Genomic DNA, 14,672 nt, shown 5'->3' with positions numbered 1-14,672 from the left:
TGTAGCGACTGCCTGCGATTCCGATGTAAGCACGGTGACATTGACCCGGCCCCGAGGCGCCCCTGGATGAGAACGGTTTTTGTTTGCGGCTATGCTGGCGGCCGACGCCCACCGGCATTCGCCGGCCTCCACCCGTTCAACCACCGCCACCATGACCACACGCACAGAACGCGACACCTTCGGCCCGATCGAGGTCCCCTCCGCCCAGCTGTGGGGCGCGCAGACCCAGCGCTCGCTGCAGAACTTCGACATTTCCGGCGAGCGCCAGCCGACGGAAATGATCACCGCGCTGGCCCAGGTCAAGCGCGCGTCGGCCGTGGTCAACCACGCGCTGGGCCTGCAGGACGAGAAGAAGACCCAGGCGATCGTCGCCGCGGCGCAGGAGGTGATCGACGGCAAGCACCCGGGCGAATTCCCGCTGGTGGTCTGGCAGACCGGCTCGGGCACTCAGACCAACATGAACGTCAACGAGGTGCTGGCCAACCGCGCCAGCGAACTGCTGGGCGGCGAGCGCGGCGAAGGCCGCCTGGTCCACCCGAACGACGACGTGAACCGCAGCCAGTCGAGCAACGACGTGTTCCCCACCGCGATGCACGTCGCCGCGGTCGCGGCGCTGACCCACCGCCTGCTGCCCGCCATCGCCAAGTTGCGCGGCACGCTGGAGCAGAAGGCACGCGACTTCGACGGAATCGTGAAGATCGGCCGCACCCACCTGCAGGACGCCACCCCGCTGACGCTCGGCCAGGAGTTCTCCGGCTGGGTGGCGCAGCTGGCGCACGGCGAGAAGCATGTGCGCGACGCGCTGCCCCACCTGTACGAACTGGCGCTGGGCGGCACCGCCGTCGGCACCGGCCTCAACGCGCCCAGGGGCTATGCCGATCAGGTCGCCGCCGAGATCGCGAAGATCACCGGGCTGCCCTTCGTCACCGCGCCCAGCAAGTTCGAGGCCCTGGCCTCGGTCGACGGCCTGGTGCATGCGCACGGCGCGCTCAAGACCCTGGCCGCCAGCATGATGAAGATCGCCAACGACGTGCGCTGGCTGGCCAGCGGCCCGCGCAGCGGCATCGGCGAGCTGAGCATCCCCGAGAACGAGCCCGGCTCGTCCATCATGCCCGGCAAGGTCAACCCGACGCAGAGCGAGGCGGTGACGATGCTCGCCGCCCAGGTCTTCGGCAACGACGTGGCGATCAACTTCGGCGGCGCCTCGGGCAACTTCGAGCTGAACGTGTTCCGCCCGATGGTGGCCCACAACTTCCTGCAGAGCGTGCGGCTGCTGGCCGACGGCATGGTGAGCTTCAACGACCACTGCGCGGTGGGCATCGAGCCCAACCGCGAGCGCATCGCCGAGCTGGTCGACCGCTCCCTGATGTTGGTAACGGCGCTCAACACCCACATCGGCTACGACAAGGCCGCCTACATCGCCAAGAAGGCGCACAAGGAAGGCAGCAGCCTGCGGGATGCGGCTGTCGCCTCGGGCCACGTCACCGGCGAGCAGTTCGACCAGTGGGTGGTGCCCGGCGACATGGTCGGCCGCTGAGCGGCACGCCGCCTCTTCGATGCCGATGGCGCATCCCCCGCACGCAACGTCGCGCCTGCTGGCGAGCTTCCACGACAGCTACCGCGACCTGCTGCGCTACCTGGCCCGGCGCACCGGCTGCGCCGACCAGGCCCGCGACGTGGCGCACGACACCTGGCTGCGGGTCGCCGAGCTGGCCCGGCAGGGCCGGGAGCCGGCGCTGGCGGGCGAGGGCGACGCGCGGGGCTACCTGTTCGCGATGGCCCGCAACATCGCGATCGACCGGCAGCGCCACGAGGGCGTCGCCCAGCGGCACGGCGCCGAGGCGCACGAGGCCGCATCGACCGCGCAGGCGCGCGGGCCCGACGCCTCCGAGGCGGCGATGTACCGCCAGGCCGTCGCGGCGGTGGAACAGGCGCTGGCGGCCCTGCCCGAGCGCGCCCGGCAGGTGTTCCTGCGCAGCCGTGTCCACGGCGAGGACCAGGCCGCCCTGGCGCTCGAATACGGCGTGTCGCGCAACACCGTCGAGCGCGACATGATCCAGGCGCTCGACCGGGTGCAGGCCGCGATGGAGCGCTGGCATGCGGGGCAGGGCGGCGCGCCCGCGGCCGGCGCGGCGCCCGCCCGCACCGGGCGGCGGCGCACGCTGTCGGCGCTGCTGGGCGTTGCGGGGCTGGCGGTGGGCGGCGCAGGTGGCTGGGCCTGGTGGCGCGCCGCGGCGCTGTCGTATGCGCAGGAATGGGCGTCGGGCGCGGGCCCTGCCGAGCGGCATGCGCTGCCCGAAGGCAGCGCGCTGACGCTCGATGCGCAGAGCCGCGTTCAGGTCGCCTACGGCGCCACCCGCCGCGGCGTGCGCCTGCTGGCGGGTGCCGCCTTCTTCGAGGTGACGCCCGACCCGGCGCGGCGCTTCGAGGTGGAGGTGCCGGGCGACGCGTCGGCCGCCGGCCCGCAACCCGGCGTGCGGGTCACCGTGCTGGGCACCCGCTTCGGGGTGGAGCGCCTGCCGGGCGGCCGGGTCGAGGTGCAGGTCGAAAGCGGGCGGGTGCGGGTGGAACTGCTGGATGCCCAGGGCAGCGTCCGCGGCACCCACGAACTGGCGCCGGGCGAGGCGGCGCGCTTCGATCCGCGGGCGCCCGGACAGGCGCCGCAGGCGCTGCGGCTGCGCACGCCGCAGGATGCCGCCGCCTGGCGCCACGGCCTGCTGGCCTTCGACGACGTGCCGCTGGGCGAGACGGTCGAGCGCCTGCGCCGCTACCTGCCCCGGCCGGTCGAGTTGGACCCGGGCGCCGCCGCCCTGCGCCTGTCGGGCCAGGTGCGCACTGTGGATGCCGAGGCCTTCCTCCGCGCGCTGCCGGGCAGCCTGCCGGTGCGGATGCGCTGGAGCGGCGACCGCTGGCAGATGCAAAAGATTTGAATCGAACAGGGCTGCAGCCGGCTCGGAACGCCGGCCGCCAGCTATGAAAAGCATAGCGAATGGTGCAGAACGCGGCGAGAGGGGAACAAAACGCATTCAGGAAGCGGCAGGGCCGGGACGTTGGAGCGGGGATGGCCTTCGCCACCGGCCGATCGAAACGGCCGATTTCCTCCACCTGCCTGCACCTCCGATCCATGACGCCCGCTTTTTCCCCTCCCTTCGCCGCCTGGCACCTGCCGTCCGCGGCCGCCCCGGGCGCCGCCCGCCGCGTCTTCGCCGGCATCGTCCTGTCCGTCGCCTCGGCAGCCGCCCTGGCGCAGACCGCCCCGTTCGACATCGCGGCGCAGCCGCTGCCCGAAGCGCTGCGGCAGTTCGCCGCGCAGTCGGGCGTGCAGATCGTCTACCCGCCCGCGCTGGTCGCGGGCCGGCCGGCGCAGGCGGTGCGCGGCACGCTGGATGCCCGCGCCGCGCTCGACGCGCTGCTGCGCGGCAGCGGCCTGCAGGCCACCGGCACGGGCGGCACCCTGGGTCTCGCCCCGGCGGCCGGTGCCGCGGCCCCGCGCCTGCCCGAGGTGACGGTGACCGGCACCGGCCCCGAAGCCAGCGCCTTCGCGCCGGTGCACGGCTACGTGGCGCGGCGCAGCGCCACCGCGCTGAAGGGCGACACGCTGCTGGTGGAAACGCCGCAGTCGATCACCGTGGTCGGCGCCGAGGAGATGGCCGCGCGCAAGACCGACTCGGTGGCCGACGCGCTGCTGTACGCGCCCGGCATCCTGACCCAGCCGAGCGGCTTCTCCCGCCTGGCCGACGACTACAACATCCGCGGCTTCGATGCGGGCGGCCGCACCGGCAGCGTGCTGCGCGACGGCATGAAGCTGCAGTCGGCCCAGTTCGACGGCGGACAGGAGCCCTACGGCCTGGAGCGGGTCGAGCTGCTGCGCGGTGCGTCCTCGGTGCTCTACGGCCAACTGGCGCCGGGCGGCCTGGTCAACGCGGTGAGCAAGCGGCCCAGCGCCGATGCGATGCACGAGGCGATCGCCGAAGGCGGCAGCCACGACCGCCGCCAGCTCGCCACCGACCATACCGGCGTGCTCGGTGCCGACGGCCGGCTCACCTACCGCCTGACCGCCCTGGTGCGCCGCAGCGGCACCCAGGTCGCGGGCGTGCCCGACGACAAGCAGTACGTCGCCCCCGCGCTGCGCTGGCAACCCGACGCCGCCACCGCGGTCACCCTGCTGGCCAGCCACCAGAAGACCGACACCCGCCTGGGCGCACCGATGCCCTACAACAGCACCCTGTGGAGCAGCAGCGCCGGCCGCAAGATCCCCTACGGCCTGTTCACCGGCGAGCCGGGCTTCGACCGCTATGTCGGCACCATGGACACGCTGGGCTGGATCGTCGAGCACCGCTTCGACGACCGGCTGCAGCTGCGCCATTCGCTGCGGGGATACCGGTCGCAGGCGAGCTATTCGTACCTCACACCCGGCGCCGTCACCGGCACCCGGCTGGCCCGCCGGGCCGACCTGCGCACCGACGACACCAGCGCCCTCACCAGCGACACCCAGTTGCAGTGGGACGCGCCCCGGCTCGGCGACTGGCAGCACACGGTGCTGGCCGGCCTCGACGTGTACCGCCGCGACTACGACACCACCCGCTTGACCGGCAGCGTGGCTGCGCTCGATCTCGACCGGCCGGTTTACGGGCAGCGGCCTGTCATCGGCCCGAACGACGGCGGATCCGACCAGACCGGCCTGCAGACCGGCCTCTACCTGCAGGACCAGATGCGCTGGCGCGACCAGTGGGTGGTGGTGCTGGGCGGCCGCTACGACCGGGCCCGCAGCGACACCGTGGCCCACCGCGGCGGTGCCCTGACGCGGCAGGAGGACTCGGCCTTCACCGGCCGCGCGGGCGTGGTGCGGCTGCTGGACAACGGCTGGGCGCCCTACGCCAGCGTGAGCCAGTCCTTCCTGCCCACCGCCGGCACCGGGCGCCAGGGCCAGGCCTTCGAGCCGACCCGCGGCGAGCAGGCCGAACTGGGCGTGCGCTGGCAGCCACCGGGCACCGAAACCCTGCTGGCCGCCGCGCTCTACCAGCTGGAGCAGAGCAACGTGCTGACCGAAGACCCGCAGGATTCCAGCTTCAGCGTGCAGACCGGCCGGGTGCGGGCCCGCGGCCTGGAGCTGGAGGCGCGCTTCTCGCCGCTGCGCCAGCTGAGCGTGGTGGGCGCCTACCAATGGGTCGATGCCCGTACGGTGCGCGACAACAACCCCGCGCTGGTCGGCCAGCGCACGGTGGGCGTGCCCAAGCAGACCGCCTCGCTCTGGGCCGACTACCACCTGGCCGGCTGGGGCCTGGCCGGCCTGCGCATCGGCGCCGGCCTGCGCTGGCGCGATGCGGCGCCCACCAACGCTGCCGCCGTAGACCGGCAGACGCCCGCGTACGGCCTGGTCGACCTGCGCGTCTCCTACGCCACCGGCCCCTGGCTGGCCAGCCTGAAGGTCAGCAACCTGGCCGACAAGCAGACCCTGCACTGCCAGGGCACCTGCCGATACGGCGACCTGCGCAACATGGTGGCGTCGGTGGGGTACCGCTGGTAGGCGCACGGCCGTGGCCTGGCCGCTGCCTCGGAACCCACGCGTTGCACCCGTCAGGCGCTATTGAATCGATAGCTGGTGGCCGGCTCTGCGTGCCGGCTGCAGGCACTTTTTCCTTCAGAACGGGAGCGCACCACCCGCGGCCCTGTCTCCGGCTCAGCTTTCGCGCGGCAGCGGCGCCACCTCGCGCCGGCCCGCGCCGTGGGCCTGCTCCAGGATGAAATCGATGAAGGTGGCGGCCACCCGGGTCTGGTAGCGGTTGGGCATGTAGAGCATGAACATCCGGGTGCCGAAGATGCTCAGGCGCCAGTCGTCCAGCGTCGTCAGCACCTCGCCGCGGGCCGTGAACTCCTCCACCACGTAATCGGGCACCAGGCCGACGCCCAGGCCGGCCACCACCGCGCGCTGCAGGAACAGGAAGTTCTCCGAGATCAGCATCGGCTCCAGCAGCAGCTCTTCCCGCCGGGTGCCGCGGGTAGCGCGCACCTGCAGCTGCCGGCCGATCACCGGGGCGGTGATCAGCGGCACCCCCTGCAGGCCCTCGGGCTCGGTCGGCAGGCCGTGCGCATCGACGTATGCCCGGGCCGCGCAGGCCACGTAGCGCACCGGGCCCAGGTCGCGGGCGACCAGCATCTGCGGCGGCTCTGGCATCACCCGCACCGCGATGTCGACCTCGTCGCGCAGCAGGTCGTCCACCCGGTTCTCGAACCGCACGTCCAGCACGATGCCGGGATAGCGGTGCTTGAAGGCCAGCAGCCAGTCGGTCATCACCATCTGGCCGTAGCCGCTCGGCACGCTCAGCCGGATCCGGCCCTGCAGCGTGTCGCCCAGGGCGGCGATCGATTCCTGCGCCGCCGCCAGTTCGTCGCGGATGCGGCTGCCGTGTTCGTAGAGGCGCAGGCCGATCTCGGTCGGCTCCAGCCGGCGGGTGGTACGGCGCACCAGTTGCACGCTCGCCGCGCGCTCCAGCTGCGCCAGCCGGTAGCTGACGTTGGCGCGGCTCATGCGCAGCTTGCGGGCGGCCTGGCTCAGGTTGCCGGCGTCGAGGATGTCGACCAGCAGGGCGAGCGCCCCGGGGTCCATGGCGGGAGGTGTCATTGTCAAATGGATTTTGACAGTCTGTTCGCTGCTGCGGCATTGTCAGGCAGCCGGCCCTGCCAAACAATGGACCGGCGACCGGCCCGCGCAGCGGCGACCGGCCCCGTTCACCGAAGCGCCAAGGAGACCGTCCCATGCCCCAAGAGGCCACCCCCGCCACCGTCGTCGCGTGCCAGCGCGAGGGCGACGTCCTCGTCGTCACCATCGACAACCCGCCCGTCAACGCGCTCTCGGCCGCGGTGCGCCGCGGCCTGCAGGACGCGGTGGCCCAGGTGGCCGCCGACCCTGGGATCGCCGCCGTGCTGCTGGTCGGCGCCGGCCGCAACTTCATCGCCGGGGCCGACATCCGCGAGTTCGGCCAGACGCCGCAGCCGCCGGCGCTGCCCGACGTGTGCTTCGCGATCGAATCGCTGGACCGGCCGGTGGTCGCTGCCATCGCCGGGGCCGCGCTCGGCGGCGGGCTGGAGGTGGCGCTGTCGGCGCACTACCGCCTCGCGCTGGAAGGTGCCTCGCTCGGCTTGCCCGAGGTGCAGCTCGGCCTGATGCCCGGTGCCGGCGGCACCCAGCGCACGCCGCGGCTGGTGGGGGCAAAAGCCACGCTCGACCTGGCGCTCGGCGGCAAGCCGCTCGACGCCGCCGCCGCGCTGGCGCTGGGCCTGGTCGACCGTACCGCGCCGGGTACCGACGCCCGCGCCGCCGGCCTGGCCTACGTCCGCGAACTGCTGGCCGACGGCGCCCCGGTGCGCCGCACCCGCGACGCCACCGCCGGCCTGGCCGATGCCGCCGCCAACCGCGCGGCCGTCGATGCCGCACGGGCCGAGGTGGCCAAGAAGAGCGCCCACCTGTTCTCGCCCCACCGCATCGTCGACGCGGTGCAGGCCGCGCTCGACCAAGCCTTCGACGACGGCATGCGCACCGAGCGCGCGCTGTTCCTGCAGTGCGTCGACAGCCCGCAGCGCGCCGGCTTCGTCCATGCCTTCTTCGCCGAGCGCGAGACGGCCAAGTCGCCCGAGACCCGTGACGCCCGGCCCCGTCCGGTGGCCCGCATCGGCGTGGTCGGCGGCGGCACCATGGGCGCCGGTATCGCGGTGGCGGTGCTCGATGCCGGACTGCCGGTGGCCATGGTCGAGCGCGACGACGCGGCCCTGGCCCGCGGCCGCGGCCACGTCGAGAAGGTCTACGACGCCCTGGTCGCCAAGGGCCGGATGACGGCAGAGGCCCGCGCCGCCACGCTGGCGCGTTTCTCGGGCAGCACCGACTATGCGTCGCTCGCCGACGCCGACCTGGTGATCGAGGCGGTGTTCGAGGAGATGGGCGTCAAGAAGGCCGTCTTCGCCGAGCTCGACCGGGTCTGCAAGCCCGGCGCGGTTCTGGCGACCAACACCTCCTACCTGGATATCGACGAGATCGCGGCCAGCGTCGGCCGGCCCGCCGACGTGGTGGGCCTGCACTTCTTCTCGCCCGCCAACGTGATGAAGCTGCTGGAGATCGTGGTGCCGAAGCAGGTGGCGCCCGACGTGGTGGCCACCGCCTTCGCGCTGGCCAAGACGCTGCGCAAGGTGCCGGTGCGCGCGGGCGTCTGCGACGGCTTCATCGGCAACCGCATCCTGGCCGTCTACCGCGCCGCGGCCGACCACATGGTCGAGGACGGCGCGTCGCCCTACGAGATCGACCGGGCGGTGCGCGGCTTCGGCTACCCGATGGGCCCGTTCCAGGTGTCGGACCTGGCCGGCGGCGACATCGGCTGGGCGACCCGCAAGCGCAAGGCCGCCACCCGCGATCCGCAGGCCCGCTACGTGCAGATCGCCGACCGGCTGTGCGAGCGCGGCTGGTTCGGCCAGAAGACCGGCCGGGGCTGGTACCTCTATCCCGACGGCGCCCGCACCGGGACGCCGGATGCGGAAGTCGAGGCCATCGTCGCCGCCGAGCGCCAGCGTGCCGGCGTGACGCCGCGCCGCTTCACCGACGAGGAAATCATGCGCCGCTACATGGCCGCGATGGTCAACGAGGGCGCCAACGTGGTCCACCAGGGCATCGCGCTGCGGCCGCTGGACGTGGACGTGACCGTCCTTTCGGGCTACGGCTTCCCGCGCTTCCGCGGCGGGCCGATGCACTACGCCGACAGCGTGGGCCTGGCCACCGTCCTGGCCGACATCCAGGCCTTCGCCCAGGAAGACCCGGTGTTCTGGAAGCCCTCGCCGCTGCTGGTCGACCTGGTCGCCCGCGGCGCCACCTTCGACAGCCTGAACCGCGCGGCGGCCTGACGCCGCGCACGGCCTCCCCCATCACCCCCACCGAACCGACGAGCACCGCCCCGCATGGACCTGAATTTCACACCCGAAGAAGAAGCCTTCCGCGCCGAGGTGCGGGCCTTCCTGGCCGCCAAGCTGCCGCCCGCCCTGGCGGCCCGCGTGCGCGACGGCCAGGAGCTGGGCAAAGCCGACCTGCAGGGCTGGCACGACATCCTGCACGCGCAGGGCTGGCTGGCCAACCACTGGCCGGCCGAATACGGCGGCCCGGGCTGGAGCGCGATCGAGAAATTCATCTTCGAGAACGAATGCGCCCTGGCCGGCGCGCCGCGCGTCGTGCCCTTCGGGGTCAACATGCTCGGGCCGGTGCTGATCAAGTACGGCAACGAGGCGCAGAAGCGCCACTGGCTGCCGCGGATCCTCGACGGCTCCGACTGGTGGTGCCAGGGCTATTCGGAGCCGGGCGCCGGCTCCGACCTGGCCTCGGTCAAGACCACCGCGGTCCGCGGCACCGACGCCGGGGGCGACCACTTCATCGTCAACGGCCAGAAGACCTGGACCACGCTGGGCCAGCACGCCAACATGATCTTCTGCCTGGTGCGCACCGCGCGCGAGGGCAAGCCGCAGGAGGGCATCAGCTTCCTGCTGGTCGACATGGCCGCGCCGGGCGTGGAGGTGCGGCCGATCATCACCCTCGACGGCAAGCACGAGGTCAACGAAGTCTTCTTCTCCGACGTGCGGGTGCCGGCGGAGAACCTGGTCGGCGAGGAGAACAAGGGCTGGACCTGCGCCAAGTACCTGCTGACCTACGAGCGCACCAACATCGCCGGCGTCGGCTTCTCGGTGGCGGCGCTCGACCGGCTGCAGGGGATCGCCGCCACGGTCCGGCGCAAGGGCCGGCCGCTGGCCGAGGACCCGGCTTTCGCCGCGCGCCTGGCGAAGGTGGAGATCGACCTGGCCAACATGGCGACGACCAACCTGCGGGTGATCGCGGCGGTGGCCGGCGGCGGCGTGCCGGGCGCCGAGAGCTCGATGCTCAAGATCCGCGGCACCGAGATCCGCCAGGAGATCTCGTCGCTCACCCGCCGCGCGATGGGGCCCTACGCCCAGCCGTTCCGGCCCGAGGCGATGCACGGCACCGACGTGGCCGAACCGGTCGGCCCGCCCGAGGCCGCGACCGCCGCCGCCCAGTACTTCAACAACCGCAAGCTGTCGATCTTCGGCGGCTCCAATGAGATCCAGAAGAACATCATCTCCAAGATGATCCTGGGCCTGTGACACCCCAAAGGCACGCCGCATGAACTTCATCCACACCGACGACCGCCGCATGCTGGCGGACACGCTCGACCGCTTCGTGGCCGAGCAGTACGCCTTCCCGGCGCGCGACCGCATAGCCCGCTCCGGGGCCGGCTTCGACGCCGACCTGTGGCGCCGCTTCGCCGAGCTGGGCGCCGTGGGCGCGCTGTTCACCGAGGCCGACGGCGGCTTCGGCGGCGACGGCTTCGACATCGCGGTGGTGTTCGAGAGCCTGGGCCGGGGCCTGGTGGTCGAGCCCTTCCTGGGCGCGCTGGTGGTCGGCCGGGCCGTGGCCGCCGCGGGCAGCGCCGCGCAGAAGGAGCGGATCGCCGGCCTGGTCGACGGCAGCACCGTCGCCGCCTTCGCATTCGACGAGCCGGCATCGCACTACGAACTGGCGCATATCGAGACGACCGCCACCCGCACCGGCGACGGCTGGACGCTGACCGGCGCCAAGGCTGTGGTGGCGCAGGCCGAGGGCGCCGACCTTTTCCTGGTCTCGGCCCGCACCGGCGGCGCGGTGGACGACGAGGCCGGCATCTCGCTGTTCCTGGTGCCGGCCGACACGCTGGGCCTCGCCGTGCGCGGCTACGGCCGCATCGACGGCGGACGGGCGGCCGAGCTGCTGTTCGACGGCGCCACCGTCGGTGCCGATGCACTGCTGGGCGGGGAGGGCGCCGGCTACCCGGTGCTGGAGCAGGCGGCCGGTGCCGGCGTGCTGGCGCTCTGCGCCGAAGCGCTGGGCGCGATGGAGGTCGCCAAGCAGGCGACGCTGGAGTACCTGCAGACCCGCAAGCAGTTCGGCACGGTGATCGGCCGGTTCCAGGCGCTGCAGCACCGCATGGCCGACCTGCTGCTGGAGATCGAGCAGGCCCGCTCGGCGGTGATCAATGCGGCCGCCGCGCTGGATGCCGACCGGCCGGTGCGCGAGCGCGCGCTGTCGGCCGCCAAATACACCATCGGCCGCGTCGGCACCCTGGTGGCCGAGGAGGCCATCCAGCTGCACGGCGGCATCGGCATGACCTGGGAGCTGCCGCTGGCCCACTACGCCAAGCGGCTGGTGATGATCGACCACCAACTGGGTGACGAGGACCACCACCTGGCACGCTACATCGCCCTGGGCCGCCTGCTGCCGAAGGCCGCGGCATGAGCGCCGCCGCCGATGCCCGCCCGCCGATCCGGACCCGCCGCGAAGGCCGGGTGCTGGTGCTGGTCAACGACAACCCCGGCAAGCGCAACGCGATCAGCCCGGGCCTCTACGCGGCCCTGGCCGAGGCCCTGGAAGCGGCCCGCGACGACGACGCCGTCGGCGCCGTGGTGCTGACCGGTGCCGACCGGTATTTCTGCTCGGGCGGAGACCTTGCGCTGCTGGCCAAGCGGCGCGAGCTGTCGCCCGCCGAGCGGCGCGAGAAGCTCGAAGGCCTGCACGGCCTGGTGCGGCTGATGCGCGGTTTCCCCAAGCCGATCGTGGCGGCGGTGGAGGGCGGTGCCGCCGGTGCCGGCTTCTCCTTGGCGCTGGCCTGCGACCTGCTGGTGGCGGCGCGCGACGCGGTGTTCTCGGTCGCGTACGTCAAGGTGGGCCTGACGCCCGACGGCGGCGTGACCGCCTTCCTGGCCGAGGCCCTGCCGCGCCAGCTGGTCACCGAGCTGGCACTGACCGGCGCACCGGTGGGCGCCGAGCGGCTGCACGCGCTGGGCGTGGTCAACCGCGTGACCGAGCCGGGCGCGGCCGACGACGAGGCCCTGGCCTGGGCCGAGCGCCTGGCCGACGGCCCGCAGCGCGCCGCCGCCCGCATCAAGGCGCTGTGCCACGGCGCCTACCAGGGCGAGGGCCTGCCGGCGCAGCTCGACCGCGAGGCCGAATCGATGGTGCTGTCGCAGGCCGATGCCGAGTCTGCCGAGGGCATCGCCGCGTTCTTCGACAAGCGCAAGGCCGATTTTTCGGCGTTGCGGTAGAACGGTAACAGACGCCGCCCACGGCGCGACACCCTGGCGCTCGTCCGCATCGACGGGCCGGCGCAACTGCCCCCATCCCATTCTTCGGAGACACACCATGCAACCCACTCCTGCGGCCGCACCGTCGGCTACCGATCCGGGCACCGCGCCCGGCACCGCCTCTTCCGCCGGCCTGCCGCTGGCGGGCGTGCGGGTCCTGGACCTGTCGCGCGTGCTGGCCGGCCCGCTCTGCGCGATGACGCTGGCCGACCTCGGCGCCGAGGTCATCAAGGTCGAGCATCCTGTGCGGGGCGACGACACCCGCGACTGGGGCCTGCGCGTCGGTACCTCGAGCAACACCGCCTACTTCAACAGCGTCAACCGCAACAAGAAGTCGGTCGGCATCGACCTGCAGACGGCCGAGGGCCAGGCGCTGGCCCGGCAGCTGGCGGCCGAGTGCGACGTGGTGGTGCAGAACTTCAAGTTCGGCGGCGCCGAGAAGATGGGCCTGGGCTACGAGCAGCTGCGCGCGGCGCGGCCCGACCTGATCTACTGCTCGGTCTCGGGCTACGACCCCACCGGCCCCGAAGCCCGCCGCCCGGGCTACGACCTGGTGGTGCAGGGCGAGACGGGCCTGATGGCGCTGAACGGCGAGCCGACCCAGCCGCCGCTGAAGTTCGGCGTGGCGGCGGTCGACCTGTTCACCGGCATGTACGCCGCGCAGGGCGTGCTGGCGGCGCTGTTCGACCGGCAGCGCACCGGCAAGGGAAAGCACATCCAGATGGCGCTGTTCGACTGCGGCCTGATGCTGACCGTCTACTACGGCATGGAGGCGCTGATGATGGGCCAGGACCCGCCGCGCTACGGCAACGCCCACCCGTCGATCATTCCCTACGGCGTGTTCGACGCGGCCGACGGCTCGATGGTGGTGACGGTGGGCAACAACGCGCAGTTCCAGCGCTTCTGCCGCGAGGTGATCGAGCGGCCCGACCTGGCCGACGACGAGCGCTTCCGCACAAACAGCGCCCGCGCGGTGAACCGCGAGGTGCTGAAGGCCGAGCTGGAGCGCGAGCTGCGCGCCCGGCCGCGCAAGCTGCTGCTGGAGCGGATGGCCGCCGCCGGCATTCCCTGCGGCGAGGTGCTGGGCCTGCACGAGGCGCTGACATCGCCCCGCGCGCAGAGCGCCGGCCTGGTCACCCAGCAGCCGCACCCCGAGGGCGGGACCATGCCGGTCTTCATGCCGCCGTTCCGGATCGACGGCGAGCGCATGCCGATCCGCCATGCGCCGCCGCCGCTGTCGTACGACACCCGCGCGGTGCTCCAGAGCGTGCTGGGCCTGTCGGACGAGCGCCTGGCCGCGCTGAAATCCGGCGGCGTTCTCTAGAAGTTCTTCCCTGCGCGTCTCGCTTCCCGCGGCCCGGCAGCGGCCGGCCGGCGCGGTGCGCGCGATGCCCCTCATAAAAGTCCGGAGACAGTTCCCATGCGTTTTCACCCCGTCTACATCGGCCGCCGCACGGCGATCGCCGCCGCCTTGTTCGCCGTGGCCGCAGGCGCTTCGGCGCAGGCCTTTCCATCCAAACCGATCCGGCTGGTGGTGCCGTTCCCGGCCGGCGGCCCGACCGACACCGCCTCGCGCATCGTCGGCCAGCGCCTGTCGGAAAAGCTCAAGCAGCCGGTGCTGGTCGACAACCGCGCCGGCGCGTCGGGCTCGATCGCGGCGGCCGCGGTCGCCAAGAGCCCGGCCGACGGCTACACCCTCATGATGCTGGCCACCCCGACGCTGCTGGCGCCGCATCTCTACAAGCAGGCGGGCTACGACATCGTGCGCGACTTCGCGCCGGTGGCTACCGTCTACGGCCTGCCGATCGTGATGGTGGTCAACCCGCAGCAGTTGCCCAAGGTCGACAGCCTGCAGGCGCTGATCGCCGCCGCCAAGGCCCAGCCGGGCAAGCTCAACTACACCAGCTCGGGCGTCGGCAGCTTCGGCCACCTGACCACCGAGCTGCTCAAGGACCTGGGCGGTTTCGACATGCAGCACGTGCCCTACAAGGGCGGCGTGCCCGCCATCACCGACCTGCTCGGCGGCCAGGTGCCGATGATGTATGCCGACATGGTGGCCGCCCTGCCGCACATCCAGAGTGGCCGGCTGCGGGCGATCGCGGTCGGCTCGCCGCAGCGCGTGCCCTTCACGCCCGATGTGAAGACCACCGCCGAGCAGGGCTTTCCCGGCTTCGACGCGGTGTCCTGGGGTGGCCTGCTGGCCCCGGCCGGCACGCCGAAAGAGGTGGTCGACCTGCTGGCGCGCGAGGTGCAGCAGATCCTGGCCGAGAAGGAGGTGCAGGAGCGGCTGCTGAAGGCCGGCACCATCCCGATGTACCAGGCGCCCGACCAGATGGCAGCGCGCATCCGGAGCGACAACGACAAGTGGGGCAAGGTGATCCGCGACAAGGGCATCGTGGCCGACTGAGCGCAGCCCACGGGGCGCCGGATTCCGAAAGAAAAATAGCCGGGGGCCGGCGTCGCACGCCGGCCACCAGCTATTGATTCAATAGCAACTGCCCGGGCACCGT

10 protein-coding genes are annotated in these 14,672 nt (G+C 72.5%); 9 read left to right on the top strand and 1 reads right to left on the bottom strand.

All coding sequences use genetic code 11. The annotated features are described in order from the left end of the window. Positions 1–151 precede the first annotated feature (151 nt). The 3 genes from fumC to ASE76_RS02685 all read left to right on the top strand — a co-directional run bounded on the left by fumC (position 152) and on the right by ASE76_RS02685 (position 5,527). The gene (gene fumC, locus ASE76_RS02695; RefSeq protein ID WP_055835549.1) at positions 152–1,537 is read left to right on the top strand and encodes a class II fumarate hydratase; all 1,386 of its coding nucleotides are present in this window, start codon (positions 152–154) and stop codon (positions 1,535–1,537) included. A gap of 25 nt (positions 1,538–1,562) precedes the next feature. After that, positions 1,563–2,930, top strand: coding sequence for a sigma-70 family RNA polymerase sigma factor (locus tag ASE76_RS02690; RefSeq protein ID WP_055835546.1), 1,368 nt, complete (start codon positions 1,563–1,565; stop codon positions 2,928–2,930). 194 nt (positions 2,931–3,124) lie between these two features. Continuing rightward, positions 3,125–5,527, top strand: a complete 2,403-nt coding sequence (locus tag ASE76_RS02685; protein WP_055834266.1) for a TonB-dependent siderophore receptor — start codon at positions 3,125–3,127, stop codon at positions 5,525–5,527. A gap of 153 nt (positions 5,528–5,680) precedes the next feature. Here ASE76_RS02685 and ASE76_RS02680 read toward each other — a convergent pair whose 3' ends face one another. Further along, a complete protein-coding gene (locus ASE76_RS02680) occupies positions 5,681–6,607 on the bottom strand; it encodes a LysR family transcriptional regulator (RefSeq protein ID WP_055834263.1) in 927 nt (308 codons plus the stop codon). Positions 6,608–6,756: 149 nt separating this feature from the next. On the opposite strand from ASE76_RS02680, the gene ASE76_RS02675 reads away from it, so the two are divergent. From ASE76_RS02675 to ASE76_RS02650, 6 genes are all read left to right on the top strand, one after another. After that, complete coding sequence (locus ASE76_RS02675) at positions 6,757–8,886, top strand: 3-hydroxyacyl-CoA dehydrogenase NAD-binding domain-containing protein (RefSeq protein ID WP_055834261.1); 2,130 nt, start codon at positions 6,757–6,759, stop codon at positions 8,884–8,886. 54 nt (positions 8,887–8,940) lie between these two features. Next, positions 8,941–10,149 carry an acyl-CoA dehydrogenase family protein gene (locus ASE76_RS02670; RefSeq protein WP_055834258.1) on the top strand — a complete coding sequence of 403 codons (1,209 nt, stop codon included), beginning with the start codon at positions 8,941–8,943 and terminating at the stop codon, positions 10,147–10,149. 19 nt (positions 10,150–10,168) lie between these two features. Continuing rightward, positions 10,169–11,317: an acyl-CoA dehydrogenase family protein gene (locus ASE76_RS02665; protein WP_055834255.1), complete on the top strand. Its 1,149-nt coding sequence runs from the start codon at positions 10,169–10,171 to the stop codon at positions 11,315–11,317. Continuing rightward, the gene (locus tag ASE76_RS02660; RefSeq protein WP_055834252.1) at positions 11,314–12,123 is read left to right on the top strand and encodes an oxepin-CoA hydrolase, alternative type; all 810 of its coding nucleotides are present in this window, start codon (positions 11,314–11,316) and stop codon (positions 12,121–12,123) included. Before ASE76_RS02665 ends, ASE76_RS02660 begins: the two co-directional genes overlap by 4 nt. Before the next feature lie 97 nt (positions 12,124–12,220). Continuing rightward, a complete protein-coding gene (locus ASE76_RS02655; protein WP_082447863.1) occupies positions 12,221–13,486 on the top strand; it encodes a CaiB/BaiF CoA-transferase family protein in 1,266 nt (421 codons plus the stop codon). 96 nt (positions 13,487–13,582) lie between these two features. After that, the gene (locus ASE76_RS02650; RefSeq protein WP_055834249.1) at positions 13,583–14,569 is read left to right on the top strand and encodes a tripartite tricarboxylate transporter substrate binding protein; all 987 of its coding nucleotides are present in this window, start codon (positions 13,583–13,585) and stop codon (positions 14,567–14,569) included. The last annotated feature ends 103 nt before the right edge of the window (positions 14,570–14,672 follow it).

This window comes from Xylophilus sp. Leaf220 (assembly GCF_001421705.1).
In the GTDB taxonomy this organism is placed as follows: Bacteria; Pseudomonadota; Gammaproteobacteria; order Burkholderiales; family Burkholderiaceae_C; genus Xylophilus.
Note: the sequence above shows the minus strand (reverse complement) of the source record. Positions and strands in the feature narration are given on the sequence as shown.

Coding starts and splice junctions, on each gene's coding strand:
- ASE76_RS02655 (WP_082447863.1), top strand. CDS start 12,221: ATGCAACCCACTCCTGCGGCCGCACCGTCGGCTACCGATCCGGGCACC.
- ASE76_RS02660 (WP_055834252.1), top strand. CDS start 11,314: ATGAGCGCCGCCGCCGATGCCCGCCCGCCGATCCGGACCCGCCGCGAA.
- ASE76_RS02680 (WP_055834263.1), bottom strand. CDS start 6,607: ATGGACCCCGGGGCGCTCGCCCTGCTGGTCGACATCCTCGACGCCGGC.
- ASE76_RS02685 (WP_055834266.1), top strand. CDS start 3,125: ATGACGCCCGCTTTTTCCCCTCCCTTCGCCGCCTGGCACCTGCCGTCC.
- ASE76_RS02675 (WP_055834261.1), top strand. CDS start 6,757: ATGCCCCAAGAGGCCACCCCCGCCACCGTCGTCGCGTGCCAGCGCGAG.
- fumC (WP_055835549.1), top strand. CDS start 152: ATGACCACACGCACAGAACGCGACACCTTCGGCCCGATCGAGGTCCCC.
- ASE76_RS02690 (WP_055835546.1), top strand. CDS start 1,563: ATGGCGCATCCCCCGCACGCAACGTCGCGCCTGCTGGCGAGCTTCCAC.
- ASE76_RS02670 (WP_055834258.1), top strand. CDS start 8,941: ATGGACCTGAATTTCACACCCGAAGAAGAAGCCTTCCGCGCCGAGGTG.
- ASE76_RS02650 (WP_055834249.1), top strand. CDS start 13,583: ATGCGTTTTCACCCCGTCTACATCGGCCGCCGCACGGCGATCGCCGCC.
- ASE76_RS02665 (WP_055834255.1), top strand. CDS start 10,169: ATGAACTTCATCCACACCGACGACCGCCGCATGCTGGCGGACACGCTC.